Source organism: Mesorhizobium sp. B2-4-6, assembly GCF_006442775.1.
GTDB lineage: Bacteria > Pseudomonadota > Alphaproteobacteria > Rhizobiales > Rhizobiaceae > Mesorhizobium.
The window spans coordinates 172,279-188,503 of record NZ_VFVI01000008.1 but is presented as its reverse complement, the minus strand read 5'-3'; the positions used below and the strand labels follow the sequence as shown (position 1 = coordinate 188,503).

The 16,225-nt window shown below is 65.3% G+C and carries 16 protein-coding genes; 8 read left to right on the top strand and 8 right to left on the bottom strand.

The features are described 5' to 3' along the window. Positions 1-306 precede the first annotated feature (306 nt). From gshB to FJ957_RS20625, 3 genes are all read right to left on the bottom strand, one after another. Positions 307-1,260 carry a glutathione synthase gene (gene gshB / locus FJ957_RS20635; RefSeq protein WP_140834626.1) on the bottom strand — a complete coding sequence of 318 codons (954 nt, stop codon included), beginning with the start codon at positions 1,258-1,260 and terminating at the stop codon, positions 307-309. A 225-nt stretch (positions 1,261-1,485) separates the two neighbouring features. Next, positions 1,486-1,860, bottom strand: coding sequence for a GtrA family protein (locus FJ957_RS20630; protein ID WP_140834624.1), 375 nt, complete (start codon positions 1,858-1,860; stop codon positions 1,486-1,488). Further along, on the bottom strand, positions 1,860-2,864 hold the full coding sequence (locus FJ957_RS20625) for a glycosyltransferase (protein ID WP_140834621.1): 1,005 nt from the start codon (positions 2,862-2,864) through the stop codon (positions 1,860-1,862). Before FJ957_RS20625 ends, FJ957_RS20630 begins: the two co-directional genes overlap by 1 nt. 126 nt (positions 2,865-2,990) lie before the next feature. Here FJ957_RS20625 and FJ957_RS20620 point away from each other — a divergent pair, with 126 nt between their 5' ends. The 8 genes from FJ957_RS20620 to FJ957_RS20585 all read left to right on the top strand — a co-directional run bounded on the left by FJ957_RS20620 (position 2,991) and on the right by FJ957_RS20585 (position 12,275). Next, on the top strand, positions 2,991-4,787 hold the full coding sequence (locus FJ957_RS20620; RefSeq protein ID WP_140834616.1) for a GtrA family protein: 1,797 nt from the start codon (positions 2,991-2,993) through the stop codon (positions 4,785-4,787). A gap of 256 nt (positions 4,788-5,043) precedes the next feature. Beyond that, positions 5,044-6,393 carry an EAL domain-containing protein gene (locus FJ957_RS20615; protein ID WP_140834816.1) on the top strand — a complete coding sequence of 450 codons (1,350 nt, stop codon included), beginning with the start codon at positions 5,044-5,046 and terminating at the stop codon, positions 6,391-6,393. Positions 6,394-6,545: 152 nt separating this feature from the next. Beyond that, the gene (locus FJ957_RS20610; protein WP_140834611.1) at positions 6,546-7,313 is read left to right on the top strand and encodes an SDR family oxidoreductase; all 768 of its coding nucleotides are present in this window, start codon (positions 6,546-6,548) and stop codon (positions 7,311-7,313) included. Further along, complete coding sequence (locus tag FJ957_RS20605) at positions 7,310-8,242, top strand: 2-dehydro-3-deoxygalactonokinase (RefSeq protein WP_246685900.1); 933 nt, start codon at positions 7,310-7,312, stop codon at positions 8,240-8,242. The genes FJ957_RS20610 and FJ957_RS20605 overlap by 4 nt, the downstream gene beginning before the upstream one ends. Next, entirely contained in the window at positions 8,242-8,880 is a 639-nt protein-coding gene (locus FJ957_RS20600; RefSeq protein ID WP_140834600.1) for a 2-dehydro-3-deoxy-6-phosphogalactonate aldolase, read from the top strand. Before FJ957_RS20605 ends, FJ957_RS20600 begins: the two co-directional genes overlap by 1 nt. After that, positions 8,880-9,752: an SMP-30/gluconolactonase/LRE family protein gene (locus tag FJ957_RS20595; protein WP_140834597.1), complete on the top strand. Its 873-nt coding sequence runs from the start codon at positions 8,880-8,882 to the stop codon at positions 9,750-9,752. Before FJ957_RS20600 ends, FJ957_RS20595 begins: the two co-directional genes overlap by 1 nt. Before the next feature lie 112 nt (positions 9,753-9,864). After that, entirely contained in the window at positions 9,865-10,923 is a 1,059-nt protein-coding gene (locus FJ957_RS20590) for a D-alanine:D-lactate ligase-like protein (RefSeq protein ID WP_140834595.1), read from the top strand. An 83-nt stretch (positions 10,924-11,006) separates the two neighbouring features. Beyond that, on the top strand, positions 11,007-12,275 hold the full coding sequence (locus FJ957_RS20585; RefSeq protein WP_210243249.1) for a low temperature requirement protein A: 1,269 nt from the start codon (positions 11,007-11,009) through the stop codon (positions 12,273-12,275). A gap of 107 nt (positions 12,276-12,382) precedes the next feature. Here the strand turns inward: FJ957_RS20585 and FJ957_RS20580 are convergent, their stop codons facing one another. The 5 genes from FJ957_RS20580 to dnaJ all read right to left on the bottom strand — a co-directional run bounded on the left by FJ957_RS20580 (position 12,383) and on the right by dnaJ (position 16,173). Beyond that, positions 12,383-12,670, bottom strand: coding sequence for a DUF1330 domain-containing protein (locus tag FJ957_RS20580; protein ID WP_040986451.1), 288 nt, complete (start codon positions 12,668-12,670; stop codon positions 12,383-12,385). A 229-nt stretch (positions 12,671-12,899) separates the two neighbouring features. Next, positions 12,900-13,583, bottom strand: coding sequence for an orotidine-5'-phosphate decarboxylase (gene pyrF, locus FJ957_RS20575; RefSeq protein WP_246685906.1), 684 nt, complete (start codon positions 13,581-13,583; stop codon positions 12,900-12,902). Positions 13,584-13,606: 23 nt separating this feature from the next. Further along, entirely contained in the window at positions 13,607-14,203 is a 597-nt protein-coding gene (locus tag FJ957_RS20570; RefSeq protein ID WP_140834592.1) for an NADPH-dependent FMN reductase, read from the bottom strand. A gap of 72 nt (positions 14,204-14,275) precedes the next feature. Beyond that, on the bottom strand, positions 14,276-14,878 hold the full coding sequence (gene pmtA, locus FJ957_RS20565) for a phospholipid N-methyltransferase PmtA (protein ID WP_140654565.1): 603 nt from the start codon (positions 14,876-14,878) through the stop codon (positions 14,276-14,278). A gap of 164 nt (positions 14,879-15,042) precedes the next feature. Then, complete coding sequence (gene dnaJ, locus FJ957_RS20560) at positions 15,043-16,173, bottom strand: molecular chaperone DnaJ (protein ID WP_140834590.1); 1,131 nt, start codon at positions 16,171-16,173, stop codon at positions 15,043-15,045. Between the last annotated feature and the right edge of the window lie 52 nt (positions 16,174-16,225).

The following is a 16,225-nucleotide window of genomic DNA, read 5'->3' as shown; positions in this document are numbered from 1 at the left end:
ACGGCATAGGTCCGGATCGTTTTGACGCTGGAATTGTTTTCGATGGACCAGGTTGGCGAGATGAGAAACCAGGCACGGTGGCTGCGTGGAAGGAGAGGCATGTGACTTGCCAATCCCAGGGGCGTACCGGACATTCCCGAATAGGATATGAACGGATCGTCCGACAGCAAACTTGCCTGAAGAGCAGGTTGCGACTTCGCGGAAGGGTGCCCTTTCCGGAGATAGCGGCGATGACGCAACATTGCTCCGACAATCTCGAATAGGGTAGGAGGGCGATACCCGTGCTGTAGAGTCAGCATGCGGCAATTACGCGGCCGACTTCAGCCGCTTCTCCTCCACGCAATCCCAGAAAAGGGCAGCTATATCGGCGCCGCCGAAACGCTGCACCTCGCGCACGCCGGTCGGCGAGGTCACGTTGATCTCGGTCATGTAGTCGCCGATCACGTCGATGCCGACCAGGATGAAGCCGCGTTCCCTGAGCGCCGGCCCGATGCGGGCGCAGATCTCGCGCTCGCGTTCCGTCAGCTCGGTTTTTTCGGCGCGGCCGCCGACATGCATGTTGGAGCGTGAATCGTGATCGGCCGGCACGCGGTTGATGGCGCCGACCGGCTCGCCGTCGATCAGGATGATGCGCTTGTCGCCCTTGCGCACGTCCTTGAGATAGCGCTGCACGATATAGGGCTCGCGGAACAGCTGGCCGAACATCTCGAGCAGCGAGGCGAGATTGCGGTCGGCTTCAAGCAGATGGAAGATGCCGGCGCCGCCATTGCCGTAGAGCGGCTTGACGATGATGTCGCCGAATTGCTTGCGGAAGGCGGCCACCTCCATCGGATCCTTGGTGATCAGCGTTTCCGGCATCAGGTCCGGGAATTCGGTGACGAAGATCTTTTCCGGGCTGTTGCGCACCCAGGCCGGGTCGTTGACCACCAGCGTCTTCGGATGGATGCGCTCCAGTATGTGCGTGGTGGTGATGTAGTTCATGTCGAAGGGCGGGTCCTGCCTCAGCAGCACCACGTCCATCTCGGAAAGGTCGGTGCGCACCTTCTCGCCCAGCGCGTAGTGGTTGCCCTTCTCGTCGCGCACCTGCATCTCCTCGATGCGCGCGAACACCTTGCCGCCCAGCATCGACAGCCGGTCGGGCGTGTAGTGGAAAAGCTTGTGGCCGCGCCGCTGCGCCTCCAGCGACAGCGCGAAGCTGGTGTCGCCGGCGATCGACACGGTGGAGACATGGTCCATCTGGACGGCGATCTTCAGCGGCATTTGCGGTCTCCGGGGAATTCAGACGCCCGATATAAGGAAATCGGCGGCGCCTGCCAATCGTGCTCGCTTGGTGCAGACGCTCAGAGACCCGTTTCGAAATTCGCTCTGGCGAGTCATATGGTGGTGGTTTCGAGAACCGGAGCGGAGCGGACGTTTGGCTCCGTGAGCACCGGAAGCGCAGAAACCGCCATCAGATGGCCGCCAGAGTAGAATTTCCAAACGGTCTCAGCGGTCGAAGACCAGCCTGGAATAGCCGAGGAAGGACAGCGCCATCGCGACGACCGAGGCGACGCCAAGGGCCGCCAGCGGCGTCAGGGCAGGCAGTGCGAAGAGCAGCGCGCAATAAACCAGGTAGTTGACGATGCCGGTGGCGATGCCGACGCCGCCATAGCGCGCGCCTTCCTGCGCCAAGCCTCGGCTCGACGGCGAGAAGGTCAAATGGCGGTTCATCTGCCAGGTGACGCAGAGCGCGAAGCCGATCGACAGCACGCGCGCCGCCATCGGGCCGAGCGGCGTCGTGGCAAGCAGCAGCCAGAGCGCCGCGGCGTCGGCGACGAAACCGATGCCGCCGGTAAAGGCGAAGCGGAGGAGGCGGCCCACTATGCCGCCCGCGAGGCCTTGCCCGGCTCGCTCTTCGGTGAGGCCTGCCCGGATATCCCGCGCTCGGCCCGGCCGGAGGAAATCGACAGGTAGAAGATGCGCTTCTGCTCGGCCCGGCCGCGCGACACCGAATCGAGGATCAGCCCGGTCATCATCGAAAGCATGGCCAGAAGCAGCATGCCGATCGACAGCACCCAGGTCGGCATGCGCGGCACCAGTCCCGTCTCCGCGAATTCGACCAGAACGGGTATCATTAGGCCGATGCTGGCCGCCAGGAAGAACAGCGCGAACGTGCCGAAGAAGCGCAGCGGCTGCGTCTCCTTCACCAGCATGGCGAACATCCACAGGATCCTGGCGCCGTCGCGGAAGGTCGACAGTTTCGACGACGAGCCTTCAGGGCGGCGGCCGTAATCGAGCGCCATCTCGCTCACCGGCAGCTTGAGCTGCGAGGCATGCACCGACATCTCGGTCTCGATCTCGAAGCCGCCGGAAACGGCGGGGAAACTCTTGACGAAGCGGCGCGAAAACACCCGGTAGCCGGAGAAGATGTCGGTGAAGTCGGTCCCGAACAGGCCCTTGTAAAGGCGGTTGAAGACGCGGTTGCCGAAGGCGTGGCCGTTGCGGCCGGCATCGTCGGTGACGCCGCGCCTGGTGCCCACCACCATGTCGGAGCGCTCCGTCTGCAGCACATTGATCAGCTGCGGCGCATCTTCCGGCGCGTAGGTGCCGTCGCCGTCGGCCATCACATAGATGTCCGCGTCGATGTCGGCGAACATGCGCCGCACCACATTGCCCTTGCCCTGGCGCGGCTCGCGCACGACGGTGGCGCCGGCCGCGCGAGCTTTCAGCGCCGTGAGGTCCTTGGAATTGTTGTCGTAGACATAGATCGCGGCCGAAGGCAGCGTATCGCGGAACCGCAGCACGACCTCGCCGATCGTCAGCTCCTCATTGTAGCAAGGCAGGAGCACGGCAATAACCGGCTCGTGGCGGACTGCATGCGGCATGTCTGTCTCCGGACGCTCGACCAGCCTCCGGCCGTCCCTGTGCCGGCCCCTCGAGCCGTTTTACTATTTATTGAAGCCGTTAAGGCTAGGTTTAAAACCGATCCTCTCCCTTTAAAGGCCACCGCAATGGGCACAGCCGAGACCGGCGCCGCCACCTGGAAGTCCGATCTGATGCTGGCGCTGCTGGCGGCCCTGCTCGCCTTCGCCGTCGATGCGTGGGCCGGCTTTGGCCAGCTGACCGATGCCGGCGGCGACAACGACAATCTGCTGCGCCTCGTCGAGGTCCGCGACCTGCTGGCCGGCCAGGGCTGGTTCGACCTGCACCAGTACCGGATGGGGCTGGAAGGCGGCTTCGTCATGCACTGGTCGCGGCTGGTCGATGCGCCGATCGCCGCCATCGCGCTTGCCGCCTCGGGGCTCACCGGCAGCAGGCCGCTTGGCGAGGACGTGGCGCAGGTGCTGTGGCCGGCGCTGCTGCTTTGGTCGACCTTGTTCTTCACCGCCCGCGCCGCGCGCAGCTTCGGCGGCGGTGGCGCGGTGCTGCCCGCCATCCTGATTGGCGCGGCCGGCTATTATTTCATCGGCATCTACGACCCCGGCGCGCTCGATCATCACAATGTCCAGCTGATGCTCACCATGGCGAGCCTCGCTTTGCTGCTTGAGGCGCCCGCGCGGCGCTGGGCCGCGCTGTTTTCCGGCCTCTGCGCCGCGCTGACGCTCGCCGTCGGCATGGAAACCGTGCCCTACGTCGCCACCATCGGCCTTTGCGTGTCGCTGCTGTTCGTCGCCGATCCGGGCGGCGAGCGGGCGATCGCCCGGGATTTCGGCCTCGGCTTCGCCGGCGTCGCGGCGCTTGTCTTCCTGGTCACCATCCGTCCGTCTGATTGGGGCGCGGCGCAGTGCGATGCCTTCTCGGTGGCGCAGTTCGTCGTCGCGGCCATTGCCGGCATCGGCTTGGCGGCAATCGCCTCCGCCGAACCCGCCGCAGGCAACTGGCAGCGCAGGCTGGCGTCGCTTGCCGCGCTGGGGGTCGTGCTCGGCGTGGTCGTGGCGGTGCTGTTTCCGCAATGCCTCTCGGCGCCCTACGCCTCGCTCGATCCGCGCCTCAAGGAATTGTGGCTCGACCATATCGACGAGGCCCAGTCGCTGTTCACCCTGCTTGTCCGCGATCCGGCGCGTGTCGCGGCGCGTTACGCCACGCCGCTGGTCGCGATCGTCCTGATGGCGCTGCGTTTGCGCCGCGGCGGCTGGCGGCGGCAGGACAGCCTCGTCGCGGCACTGCTCGCCGTCGCTTTCGCGGTCGGCGCCTGGCAGGTGCGCGGCACCACCTTCTCGATCGCCTTCGCGGTCGTCCCGCTGTCGGCCTGGATCGCCAAATGGCGGGCGCGGGCCGAAACCAGTTCCTCGCTCGGCGTGGCGCTGCGCCTTGCGGCCGTCTGGCTGGTCTCGATCAATCCGGTATGGACGGGCGTCGCCGCGGCCGCCTCGGTCGCGTTCGAAAAAGGCCAGGCCGTCGCTGACGGCACCACGACGGACAAGACCTGCGAGAAGAAGGCCACCTTCGCGCCGCTTGGCGCCATGGCCGATACCACCGTGCTCACGATTTCCAATCTTGGAGCGCCGGTTCTCGTCTATAGCGACCATCGCGTCTTCGCCGGTCCCTATCACCGCAATGTCGCCGGCAATCTCCTGGCGCTGGACGCCTTTCTCGGCTCGGCCGACAACGCGCGCGCGATCATCGAGGCGCACCGCGTCGGCCTCGTCGCCATCTGCCCCGGCAATGTCGAGACCCTGATCCTGACCCGGAAAGCCCCGCAGGGCTTCCTTGCCGGCCTGCTGCGCGGTTCCGTGCCGGACTGGCTCGAGCCGGCCAGCGGGAAAGGCAGTCCGATCGAGCTCTACCGCGTAAAGCAAGCCGGCTAAAGCAATGTCCCGAAAGGTGCGAAGCGGCCGTCCGTTCGCCTCAAACGGGAGCATCCCGGAAAAGGTCGTTCGACATTTCTATTAGAAAGTACGCATAAACGAATATTTGGGCTGGATTACCGCTTTTTGCCCGAAGCTGAACAACCGCCGGCGAAGCAAGCAACGTTTGCACGACGGAAAATCGATTTTCCGATACTTTTCCTAAACGCTTTGCTGTCAGTCTGGCCGAAAATACCGACATCAGAACAGAGGCATGATGCAAACGACGTTTGGCACCGGTCAGCCAGGCAAGGAAAATACGGATCTGGCCTTCACGGATTCGTTGACCGGGCTCGGCAACCATCGTCGCTTCTTCGACAAGGTCGATCGCCTGATCAGCGACCGCGCCGACGATCCCGCGCCGTTCACCGTCGGCATCCTCGACCTCGACGGCTTCAAGCCGATCAACGACCTGTTCGGCCACAAGGCCGGCGACGACATCCTGATCCAGGTGGCGATGCGGCTGCGCGCCTCGATGGATGGCTACTCCACCGTCTGCCGCATCGGCGCCGACGAGTTCGCCTACCTCTACCCGATGGTGTTCTCGGAGGAACAGGCGGCCGAGAGGTCGCGCATGCTGATCGAGATTCTGTCGGCGCCCTATGATGTCGGCGAACGCACCGCCAGGCTTTCGGCCTCGGTCGGCTGCTCGCTGTTCTATTCCGGCGACGAGACCACCGAGATCCTCATCAACAAGGCCGAGACCGCGCTCTATCATGCCAAGCGCTCGGGCCGCGGCCGCGTCGTCGTCTACACCCGGGAGATGGAAGAGGCGGCCAAGCGCGTCACCCGCATCGAGCAGGCGTTGCGCCGCGCCGTCTCGGCCGGCGAGGTCGAACCGCATTTCCAGCCGATCGTCGACTTGAACAGCCGCCGCACCATCGGCTTCGAGACGCTGGCGCGCTGGACCGACCGCGACCTCGGCGTCGTGCCGCCTTCCGTCTTCATCCCGATCGCCGAGGAACGCGGCATCATCGGCCCGCTGTCGCAGCTGGTGCTGCGCAAGGCGACCGAGGCGGCGCGCAGCTGGCCGAAGGAATTGTTCCTGTCCTTCAACCTGTCGCCGTCGCAGCTCGTCGACCAGAACACCGGCCTGCATATCCTGGCCATCCTCGACCGCACCGGCTTCGATCCGCGCCGGCTGGAGATCGAGATCACCGAGACCGGCCTGATGAACGATCCGGCCTCGGCCGAGAAGATCGTCGAGGATCTGCGCCGCGTCGGCATCCGTGTCTCGCTCGACGATTTCGGCACCGGCCAGTCGTCGCTCGGCCGCTTGCGCGAGTTCCATTTCGACAAGCTCAAGATCGATCGCGCCTTCGTCTCCTCCATCCTCGACGACCGCCCGTCCGAGCACATCATCCGCGCCATTCTTGCCATGTGCGAGGGGCTCGGCATGGATGTCGTCGCCGAAGGCATCGAGGACGAGGCGCAGGCCGATCGCCTCGTCCAGTTCGGCTGCGCCGGCGGGCAGGGCTATCTGTTCGGCAAGCCGGCCGACGCCGACGCCACGCTCGGCTATCTGCGCGATTCCTATCGCGGCGCGTTGCACGCCAAGGCGATCTGACCCCGGCTTTCCGGCCGTTCGCAAGACCGGCGGCCGCCGCTCCGGCACGGCGCTGATCATTTGTCCGACATTTGGGCCGGAAATCCGATGTTCCCGCTTGCTCCCGCGCTTTGTCTGGCTAGGATGCGCGCCGGCCAAAGGGAGAAGCGATCATGATGCCATCGGCGCGTTTCGCCGACCTCGACGGCGCCTCGGTGCTGATCACCGGCGGCGGCTCCGGCATCGGCGCCGCGTTGACGGAAGGCTTCATGCGGCAGAACGCGAAAGTCGCCTTCATCGATATCGCCGACAAGCCAAGCACTGCCCTTGCCGACCGGCTGGAAAAGGAGCTTGGCCGCCGCCCGCTCTATCTCAAGGCCGACCTGCGCGACATCGAGGCGCTGCGCGCCGCCGCAGCCAGGGCGGCTGAAGCGCATGGCGACGTGACGACGCTGGTCAACAATGCCGCGCTCGACGAGCGCCATGCCGTGGAAGACGTCACGGTCGAGTTCTGGGATAACAACCTCGCCGTCAATCTGCGGCCGCATTTCTTCACCGCGCAGGCCGTGGCGCCCGGCATGAAGCGCGCCGGCGGCGGCTCGATCATCAACTTCACCTCCACCTCCTATCTGATCAACCACCCCGACATGCCCGCCTACACCGCGGCCAAGGCAGGCATACTCGGCCTGACCAAGGGCCTTGCCGGCAAGCTCGGCGGCGACCGCATCCGCGTCAACGCGGTGGCGCCGGGCTGGGTCATCACCGAGCGGCAGCGCGAGCTTTGGGTCACCGATGAGGGGCTTGCCGCCCATGTCGCCAAGCAATGCATCAAGCAAGTGATGCAGCCCGACGACATGGTGGGCACGGTGCTGTTCCTGGCGTCGGATGCCTCGCGCATGCTGACCGCGCAGATGTTGATCGTCGACGGAGGCTTCCTGTGAGCCCGGCGCCCGCCGTCGCCGCGTTCGACTGGGGCACGACAAGGCTGAGGGCCTGGCTGCTCGACGCCTCGGGCAAGGTTCTTGCCGAGCGGCGCGGCGACGACGGGCTGATCACCGCCCGCGACAAAGGTTTTGCCAACGTGCTGGAAGGCCATCTTGGCGCTATCGGCGCACCGGACACGTTGCCTGTCATCATCTGCGGCATGGCCGGTTCCCGGCAAGGCTGGATCGAGGCGCCCTACGTCACCGTGCCGGCGCCGATCGGCGCCATCCTGCGCGGCGCCACCCGCATCGAGGGCTCGAGCCGCGATATCCGCATCGTGCCAGGCCTCGCGCAGCGCCTGGCCGAAGCACCGGATGTCATGCGCGGCGAGGAAACCCAGCTTGCCGGCGCCGGTTTGCCGGCAAAGGGACGCCATCTCGTCTGCATGCCCGGCACGCATTCCAAATGGGTCGCGGTCGAGGATGGCGCCGTCGAAGGTTTTGGCACCTGGCCGACCGGCGAATTGTTCTCTGTATTGGCCACGCACTCGATCCTGAAACATTCGCTGGGCGAGCATCCCGCTCCGGTCGCCGCGGACAGCCCATTCTTTCGTCAGTGGTGCGAGCGGGCCTTGGGCGAGGGTGGTGACGTCACCTCGAAACTGTTTGCCATCCGCGCCGCCGGACTTTTGCAGGATCTGCGGCCCGCCGATGCGGCGGCATGCCTGTCCGGACTTCTGATCGGCGGCGAGATCGCCTCGGCAAGGCGCCGCTATGGCGCGAGCGATGCGCCGGTGGCGCTGGTCGCCTCCGGCGCGCTGGCTACGCTTTATGGCGCCGCGCTCGGCCTTGCCGGCCTTGCTTTTCGCACTGTCGACGCCGATGAAGCTGTGCGCGTCGGTCTCTTCGAGGCCGCGCGCGAGAACGGCATGATTGGAGGCGCTTGATGAGCCAGACCGCACCCTTCCCGAAGCTGAAACGCGGCCTTGTCGCCATCTTGCGCGGCTTGAAGCCTTCCGAAGCCCTGGCGATCGGACGGGCGATCCATGATGCCGGCATCGAGGCGATCGAAGTGCCGCTCAATTCGCCGGAGCCGTTCGTCTCCATCGCCGATCTGGTCAAGGCGCTCCCGCAGACCGCGCTGATCGGTGCCGGCACGGTGCTGGCGGCGACGGACGTCGATGCTTTGCACAAGGCTGGCGGACGCCTGCTGGTCAGCCCCAACATCGATGCCGAGGTCATGGGCCGCGCCATGCATCATGGCATGGTGACGATGCCAGGCGTGTTCACGCCCACCGAGGCTTTCCAGGCGATCCGGCTTGGCGCCTCGGCGCTGAAATTCTTCCCCGCCAGCGTGCTTGGATCGAGCGGCATCGCGGCGATCCGCGCCGTGCTGCCGGCAACGACGCTGGTCGGCGCCGTCGGCGGCGTTTCCGACAAGGATTTTGCCGGCTACAAGGCGGTCGGCGTCAGCGTCTTCGGCCTGGGGTCGAGCCTCTACAAGCCGGGCGCGACGGTCGAGGATGTGGCGCAGCGCGCCCGCGCCGCGGTCGCCGCCTGGGATGAAGCTTTCGGAGTGGCGTGATGGACGGCGTTTCGGTTTTTTCCGACCATATCTGCGAGCTCGGCGAAGGCCCGAGCTACGATCCCGCCACCGACACGCTGTTCTGGTTCGACATCGTCAACGGCAAGCTTCTGGAAAAGCCGCTCGCCGGCGCGCTGAAGGTGCATGATCTCGGCGTCATGGCCAGCGCCATCGCCGTCATCGACGACGATCGCCAGCTCATCGCCACCGAGGTCGGCCTGCAGGTTCGGGACGTCAAGACCGGCAGGCTGACGCTGCACACGCCGATCGAGGCCGACAACCCGCTGACGCGCTCCAACGATTCCCGCGTTCATCCCTGCGGCGCCTTCTGGACCGGCACGATGGGCAAGGACGAGGAGAAGGGCGCCGGCTCGATCTACTGGTTCTTCAAGGGCGAGCTGCACCGGCTGTTTTCGGGCATCACAGTCTCGAATTCCATCTGCTTCTCAGAGGACGGCAAAATCGCCTACTACACCGACACCGCGACCGGGCTTCTGATGCGCGTCGCCTGCGATCCGGCGACCGGCCTGCCGGCCGGTGAAGTGAAAGTGTTCGTCGACCATCGATCCTCGAAAGGCTATGTCGACGGTTCGGTCGTCGACCGCGACGGCGTGCTTTGGAACGCCGTCTGGGGCGGCAGGGCGGTGAAGGCCTATGCGCCGGACGGCACGTTGCTGCGCGAGATCGCCATGCCGGTGACGCAGGCGTCCTGCCCGGCCTTTGTCGGCCAGAAAGCCGACCGGTTGGCGGTGACCTCGGCCTGGAAAGGCAAGGACGAGAAGCAGCGCGCGCTCGATCCGCAGGCCGGCATGACCTTCCTGCTCGACATTCCGGTCAAAGGCCGCTTCGAGCCGCGGGTGCTGATCGCCTGAGCGGAACGGCGCGGCGCTGTCGCGCAACCGTCTGGCCCGGTCGGTTTCCCGCAAGCCAATCATGGGCGCCATGCGATGGTGACGGCTGGCGTCCATCCAGAGCAGTCCATCCATGCCGCGTAGCAATCCCAAGCTGATCCTCGTCCATGAGCCCGAGAAGGCTTGCTTCGACCGGTTGGTCGCAGACGGCCATGCGCCGGACCGCGCCGCCGAGATATCGTCTTACCTGGCGCAGTCGACCGATCTCGCGCCCGATTTGGATGCGCTGGCCGCCGCCTGCGACAAGCGCGGCTTCGCCTTCGTACCGGTGGAACTGGATGCCGCCGCAAACGCCCTTGCCGAGGCCCGCCCGGACATCGCGCTGGTCTGGACGCTGACCGACGGCATCGCCTATTTCCGTGGCGGCGCCGCGCCCGCGCTCGCCCGCCTCAACGGCCTGCGCACCATCGGCGCCGACGATTCGCTGTTCGCGCTTTGCCAGGACAAGTTCCGCTGCGGCGCCGTGCTTGGCGCGCTCGGTCTTCCGGCGCCGCAAGCGGGCCTTGCCCGACACGGCGAATGGCTTGTCGAGCCGCCGACGTCGCCTGCCGGCTGGTTCGTGAAACCCAACCGGCTCGGCGCCAAGATCGGCATCTGGCCGGATTCCCGCGTCACCGATCTCGGCCATGCGCTGGAGCTTAGCCGGCGTGTCTTTTCCCATTATCGCGACGACGTCGTCGTCCAGCCCTATGTCGCCGGCCGCAACGTGCGCGCGAGCTTCCTCGGGTTGAAACCCGAAACCGGCATCGAGGCTTTGGGCATCTTCTTCGTCGATTCCGGCGGCGACTTCCTGACCATGGCCGACTCGATGGCGCTCTACGGCGAAACCGGCCAGGCCGCGAAGGATGCAGGCACCTACGCCGAGCCGGAGCTCGAGCCCGTCGCCTCGAGCCAGCCGGCGGCCGACCGGAAGATCCGCGCCATTGCCCAAAAACTGATAAGCGGCCTTGCCCTGCGGGATGTCTTTTCCGTCGATTTCAGGGTCGAGGCCGACGACACCGTGCATCTCATCGAGTTCGAGGTGTGCCCCGGCCTGCCCTGTTTCGATTTTCGCGACTATTGCCGCAGGCAGTGGGGCCTGAGCCTCGCCGATGCAATGGCGGAGACGGCGGCCAACCGGCTCTTTGGTTGAGACAGGCTCTCGGCGCGATAGCCGCGCCTTGACGCTTCATTCGTCGCCTCTACTGTCGCGGCTGTGTCAACGAGAGCCGCGCAATGAACACAACGCCCGTCAGCGTTCAAAGTCTCCACCATCATTTGAAGCGCATGAGCGGCCGCGACCCGCATGAGGAGCATCGCGTCGCCACGCCGCTCGAGCTGCTCTTCGACCTGACTTTCGTCACCGCTTTCGGCCTCGCCTCCTCGCAACTGGCGCATGCCCTGGCCGAGGGCCACTACGCGGCCGGGCTGCTCGGCTTCGGCTTCGCCAGCTTCGCCATCTGTTGGGCCTGGATCAATTTCTCCTGGTTCTCCTCGGCCTATGACACCGACGACTGGGTCTTCCGGCTCATCACCATGGTGCAGATGATCGGCGTGCTGGTGCTGGCCATCGGCCTGCCGCGCATGTTCGCCTCGATCGAGCATGGCGAGCATCTCGACAATTCCGTCATGGTGCTGGGCTACGTCATCATGCGCGTCGCCATGATCTTCCAGTGGCTGCGCGCGGCAAGGCAGGATCCCGCGCGGCGCGGCATCTGCCTCATCTATGTCACGGCCATCGCCATCGCCCAGGTCGGCTGGGTGGTGCAGATCCTGGTCGATTTCTCGATCGAGACCAGCGCCGTGCTCGCCGTCGTCCTGCTGCTGGTCGAGCTTGTCGGGCCCGTGCTCGCCGAGCGCAGGAATGGCGGCACGCCCTGGCATGCGCATCACATGGCCGAACGCTACAGCCTGTTCGCCATCATCGCGCTCGGCGAAGGGGTTGTCGGTACGTTGGCCTCGTTGTCGGCCGTCGTCGAGGAGCAGGGCTGGAACCTCGATGCCGCGCTTGTCGGCGTAGCAGGCACCGGTCTCACCTTCGGTATGTGGTGGTGCTACTACATGCTGCCGTCGGCACCGATCCTGCATGCGCACCGCGACCGCTCATTCGTCTGGGGCTACGGCCAGATGCTGATCGTGGCCGCGATCGTCGCCACCGGCGCCGGCCTGCATGTCGCGGCCTATTTCATCGAGCACAAGGCGCATATCGGGCCGCTGGCGACGCTGCTCTCAACCGCGATCCCGCTCGCCATCTTCCTCGGCGGGATCTATGCGCTCTACTATTATCTCGTGCGGCGCTTCGATCCGTTCCACATCTGGCTGCTGCTGGCCACGGCGGCGGTCGTGGCGCTTGCCGTCATCGCCGCCATTGCCGGCGTCGACATGGCGGCCTGCCTGATCATCCTGACGCTGGCGCCGGCGGTCACCGTCGTCGGCTATGAAATCCATGGCCACCGGCATGAGGCGGAATCGCTCGCCATCGACGAGCGGCACACGCTGCACTGACGGGTCTAATGCATGTCGCGCAAAAGTGGCCTCGGTTTTGCGACAACGACATGCATCAAGCAACGGCCTAAAGCGCGTCGCGTGAATCCGTTTCCGCGCGACGCGCTTTAGATGCCCTCGACCAGCACGATCTCGCCGTCGGCCACTTTCTGGCGGATGGCGACGGCGCGCTGGTATTCCGGCGAGTGGTAGCAGTCATGCGCCGCCGCAAGCGATTCGAACTCGATGATGACGTTGCGGGCCCGGCCCGGCCCTTCGGCCTTTTCGTGCTCGCCGCCGCGCGCCAGGAACTTCGCGCCGAAGCGGTCGAAGGCGAGCTTCGCGGCGGCGACATAGTCCTTGTAGCCCTCGGCGTCGCGCACATCGACACGGGCGATCCAATATCCCTTAGGCATTCTCTTTCTCCTGTCTGTTTTCGCGAACGAGGACCAGTTCCGAAAGTCGCTCCGGCGAGCCAGCTGGTGGTGTTTCGAGAACCGGCTTTCGCCGGCCGTAACCTTCATGGAACGGAGACTTATGGGGGCTTCGGCCGGCGAAGGCCGGAGCGTACTTAAAGTACGTGAGCACCGGAAGCGCAGAAAACGCCGCCAGATGACCGCTGGAGTAGAATTTCGAAACTGGTCCTCAGGCGGATTGCATTTCGGCGAGAATTGCCTCGGCCGCCGCGCGCCGGTCCGGCGCCGCGACGATCGGCCGGCCGACGACCAGGTGGCTGGCGCCGTTGCGGATCGCCTGCGCCGGCGTCACCACGCGTTTCTGGTCGCCATGGTCGCTGCCGGCCGGCCGGATGCCCGGCGTCACCACCGCCAGGTCGGGTCCGACGATCCGGCGCACCGCTTCAGCTTCCTCCGCCGAGCAGACGATGCCACCCATGCCGGCGTGCAGCGCCTGTTCGGAGCGCCTGAGCACCAGCGTGTGCGGGTCGTATTCATAGCCGGCGTCGATCACGTCCTGCTCGTCCATCGAGGTCAGCACCGTCACGCCGAGCAGGCACAGATCGCTGCCCTTGGCCGCCTCGACCGCTGCTTTCATGGCCCTGGGGTAGGCATGCAGCGTCAGCATCGTCATGCCCATCCTGACGATGTTTTCGACGCCCTTGGCGACCGTGTTGTCGATGTCGAGCAGCTTCATGTCGAGGAACACCTTGGTGCCGCCGCTGGCGAGTTCCCGCGCGAAGTCCAATCCGCCGGCGAAGGCGAGTTGGTAGCCGATCTTGTAGAAGGAAACGGTGCCTTCGAGCTCGCGCACCGCTCTCTCGGCCTCCTTCGGCGTCGCCAGGTCGAGCCCGACGATCAGCCGCTCCCGCATCGTGCCGGCCTCCGCGAAATTGATCACACCTCGATCCTGGTCGACAGCATGCGCGAGGTTTCGATCAGTGTACGGCATAGGCGCTCCATCGATTGATGTAGTCTGGCGTCCCTGAACTGTCCGTCCTCGGCGAACGCCGTGTCGGCCTCGGAGACCGAGCATTCCGGCGTGATCACCTCCATCTGGCAACGCACCAGCACAGCGCGCAGATGATTGATGCAGCGTATGCCGGCGAATTTGCCCTCCGACGACGAGCAGAGCCCTGCGGGCTTGCCGGCAAGTGGCCTGAACGCGCGGCTGCCGTCGCGCCGTATCCGGCTCACCCAGTCGATGCTGTTCTTGAGCAGCGGCGGGATCGAGCCGTTATATTCGGGCGTCGCGATCAGCAAGCCGTCATGCGCCGCGATCTGGCGGCCGAGCTTGATGGCATTCTCGGGGAGGCCTTTTTCCTTTTCCAGGTCCTCGTCCATGATCGGCAGCGGATAATCGCCAAGCGAGATGCGCGTCACCTCGGCGCCCTGCATGGCCAGTTCCTTCTGCGCCGCATCGGCGGTCCGGCCGCTGAAGGCGCCGGTCCGGACCGAGCCGGCGAAGACGAGGATTCTTGGGATCACGGGCATTGCTTCGCAAAAGGCAGTAGGGAATAGGCATTAGGCATTAGGAGAGTGGTTTCCTGACTATTCCCTACTGCCTTATCCCTCCCTTCGGTAGATCCAAAGCTGCGTCGGCGGGATGTTGCGGATGATGAAATCGAAATGCTTGACCGTGTAGTTGCCGCGGCCGGGCGGGATCGGCGACAGCGGGCCATAGGTCAGCTGCACGATCGGCCTGCCGGCGGGAATGCGGTCGAGCAGGCTTTCGATATAGGCGATGCGCTGGGCGACCGGGAAGTTGAGCAGCGGCACGCCGGAAACAACCGAATCGAACACCATGTCGCGCTTGTCGCCGAGCGTGGCATTGAGATTGAAGGCGTCGCCCTCGATCACGTTGACGCCCGGGTAGAGTCCGCGCAGATGGCGCACGAAGTCGGTCGAATATTCGACCGCGTAGAGGTTTTCGGGCTTCACGCCCTGGGCCAGGATGGCGCGGGTGATGACCCCGGTGCCGGGGCCGACCTCGAGCACCGGCAAGCCCGATCTCGGATTGACGATTGACGCCATCTTGCGGGCAGTGATGGAACTGGTGGGAACGATCGAGCCGACGGTTTTCGGCTTGTCGATCCAGCCTTTGAAGAACTTCAGCTCGTCGTCGAATTTTTCCGCCAGCGCTTTGCGCAACCCGGGACTACGTGCCATGCGAGCTCTCCTCAATGCTCACCCCCGATCCGCTACTTAGCAGTTGGGTGGGACAAGGCAAGGCGTCAACCTGGCATAAGGTGTTGACGATGCTTGGGAAGCCGAACGCAAGTCGCTCAAAACTGCGAAGCGGTTTTGCGACAACGACTTGCGTCAACAAGACCTCAGCCTTCGCCGAACGACTCGAAGAAGTCCTTCATGCGGGCGAAAAAGCCGCTCGACTGGGGCGAATTGTCCTTCGAGGAGAGTTGCTCGAACTCTTCCAGCAATTCGCGCTGGCGGCGCGTCAGGTTCTGCGGCGTCTCGACCGCCGTCTGGATGTAGAGGTCGCCGACATTGGGCTGGCGCAGCACCGGCATGCCCTTGCCCTTCAATCGGAACTGGCGGCCGTTCTGCGTGCCTTCCGTCACCTTGACCTTGGTCTGCGTGCCATCGAGCGTGGTGACCTCGAAGGAGCCGCCAAGCGCTGCCGTCGTCATCGAGATCGGCACCTTGCAGTAGAGATCGGCGCCGTCGCGCTGGAAGAATTCGTGCGGCTTGACGGCGAGGAAGATGTAGAGGTCGCCGGACGGTCCGCCGCGCAGGCCGGCTTCGCCCTCATTGGCCAGCCGGATGCGGGTGCCGTCCTCGATGCCGGCCGGGATGTTGACCGACAGCGAGCGCTCCTCCGTGACGCGGCCCTGTCCGGCGCATTTCGGGCAGGGGTCCTTGATCGTCTGGCCGCGGCCCTGGCATTGCGGGCAGGTGCGTTCGATCGAGAAGAAGCCTTGCGTGGCGCGCACCTTGCCGTGGCCGTGGCACATCGAACAGGTCACCGGCTGCGTGCCGGGCTTGGCGCCGCTGCCGGAGCATTCCGAGCACGAGATTGAAGCCGGCACCCGGATCTGCGCCGTCTTGCCGCAAAAGGCTTCTTCCAGCGTGATTTCCATGTTGTAGCGCAGGTCGGCACCGCGTTCGCGGCCGCCGGAGGAGCGGCGCTGGCGGCCGCCCATCATGTCGCCGAAGATATCCTCGAAGATGTCGGCGAAGCCGCCGGCGCCGAAACCGTGTGCGGCTCCGTTCATGCCGCCCTGCTCGAAGGCGGCATGGCCGAAACGGTCATAGGCGGCGCGCTTCTGCGGGTCCTTCAGCGTCTCGTAGGCTTCGTTGATTTCCTTGAACTTGTGCTCGCAGGCACCGTCACCCGGGTTGCGGTCGGGGTGGAACTGCATGGCGAGCTTACGGAAAGCGCTCTTGAGTTCCTTGTCGTCGGCGCCTTTTTGCACGCCCAGCGTTTCGTAGAAATCAGCTTTCATTTTTTCCCGCTGTCCGGATGCTCAATGTCTTCAAGCATTGTTGGCGACGTTT

Excerpts from the sequence above, each read along its gene's own strand:
- gshB (WP_140834626.1), bottom strand. The coding sequence starts at position 1,260 with ATGCCGCTGAAGATCGCCGTCCAGATGGACCATGTCTCCACCGTGTCG.
- FJ957_RS20625 (WP_140834621.1), bottom strand. The coding sequence starts at position 2,864 with ATGCCGCATGCAGTCCGCCACGAGCCGGTTATTGCCGTGCTCCTGCCT.
- FJ957_RS20620 (WP_140834616.1), top strand. The coding sequence starts at position 2,991 with ATGGGCACAGCCGAGACCGGCGCCGCCACCTGGAAGTCCGATCTGATG.
- FJ957_RS20615 (WP_140834816.1), top strand. The coding sequence starts at position 5,044 with ATGCAAACGACGTTTGGCACCGGTCAGCCAGGCAAGGAAAATACGGAT.
- FJ957_RS20610 (WP_140834611.1), top strand. The coding sequence starts at position 6,546 with ATGATGCCATCGGCGCGTTTCGCCGACCTCGACGGCGCCTCGGTGCTG.
- FJ957_RS20600 (WP_140834600.1), top strand. The coding sequence starts at position 8,242 with ATGAGCCAGACCGCACCCTTCCCGAAGCTGAAACGCGGCCTTGTCGCC.
- FJ957_RS20595 (WP_140834597.1), top strand. The coding sequence starts at position 8,880 with ATGGACGGCGTTTCGGTTTTTTCCGACCATATCTGCGAGCTCGGCGAA.
- FJ957_RS20590 (WP_140834595.1), top strand. The coding sequence starts at position 9,865 with ATGCCGCGTAGCAATCCCAAGCTGATCCTCGTCCATGAGCCCGAGAAG.
- FJ957_RS20585 (WP_210243249.1), top strand. The coding sequence starts at position 11,007 with ATGAACACAACGCCCGTCAGCGTTCAAAGTCTCCACCATCATTTGAAG.
- FJ957_RS20580 (WP_040986451.1), bottom strand. The coding sequence starts at position 12,670 with ATGCCTAAGGGATATTGGATCGCCCGTGTCGATGTGCGCGACGCCGAG.
- pyrF (WP_246685906.1), bottom strand. The coding sequence starts at position 13,583 with ATGCGGGAGCGGCTGATCGTCGGGCTCGACCTGGCGACGCCGAAGGAG.
- FJ957_RS20570 (WP_140834592.1), bottom strand. The coding sequence starts at position 14,203 with ATGCCCGTGATCCCAAGAATCCTCGTCTTCGCCGGCTCGGTCCGGACC.
- pmtA (WP_140654565.1), bottom strand. The coding sequence starts at position 14,878 with ATGGCACGTAGTCCCGGGTTGCGCAAAGCGCTGGCGGAAAAATTCGAC.
- dnaJ (WP_140834590.1), bottom strand. The coding sequence starts at position 16,173 with ATGAAAGCTGATTTCTACGAAACGCTGGGCGTGCAAAAAGGCGCCGAC.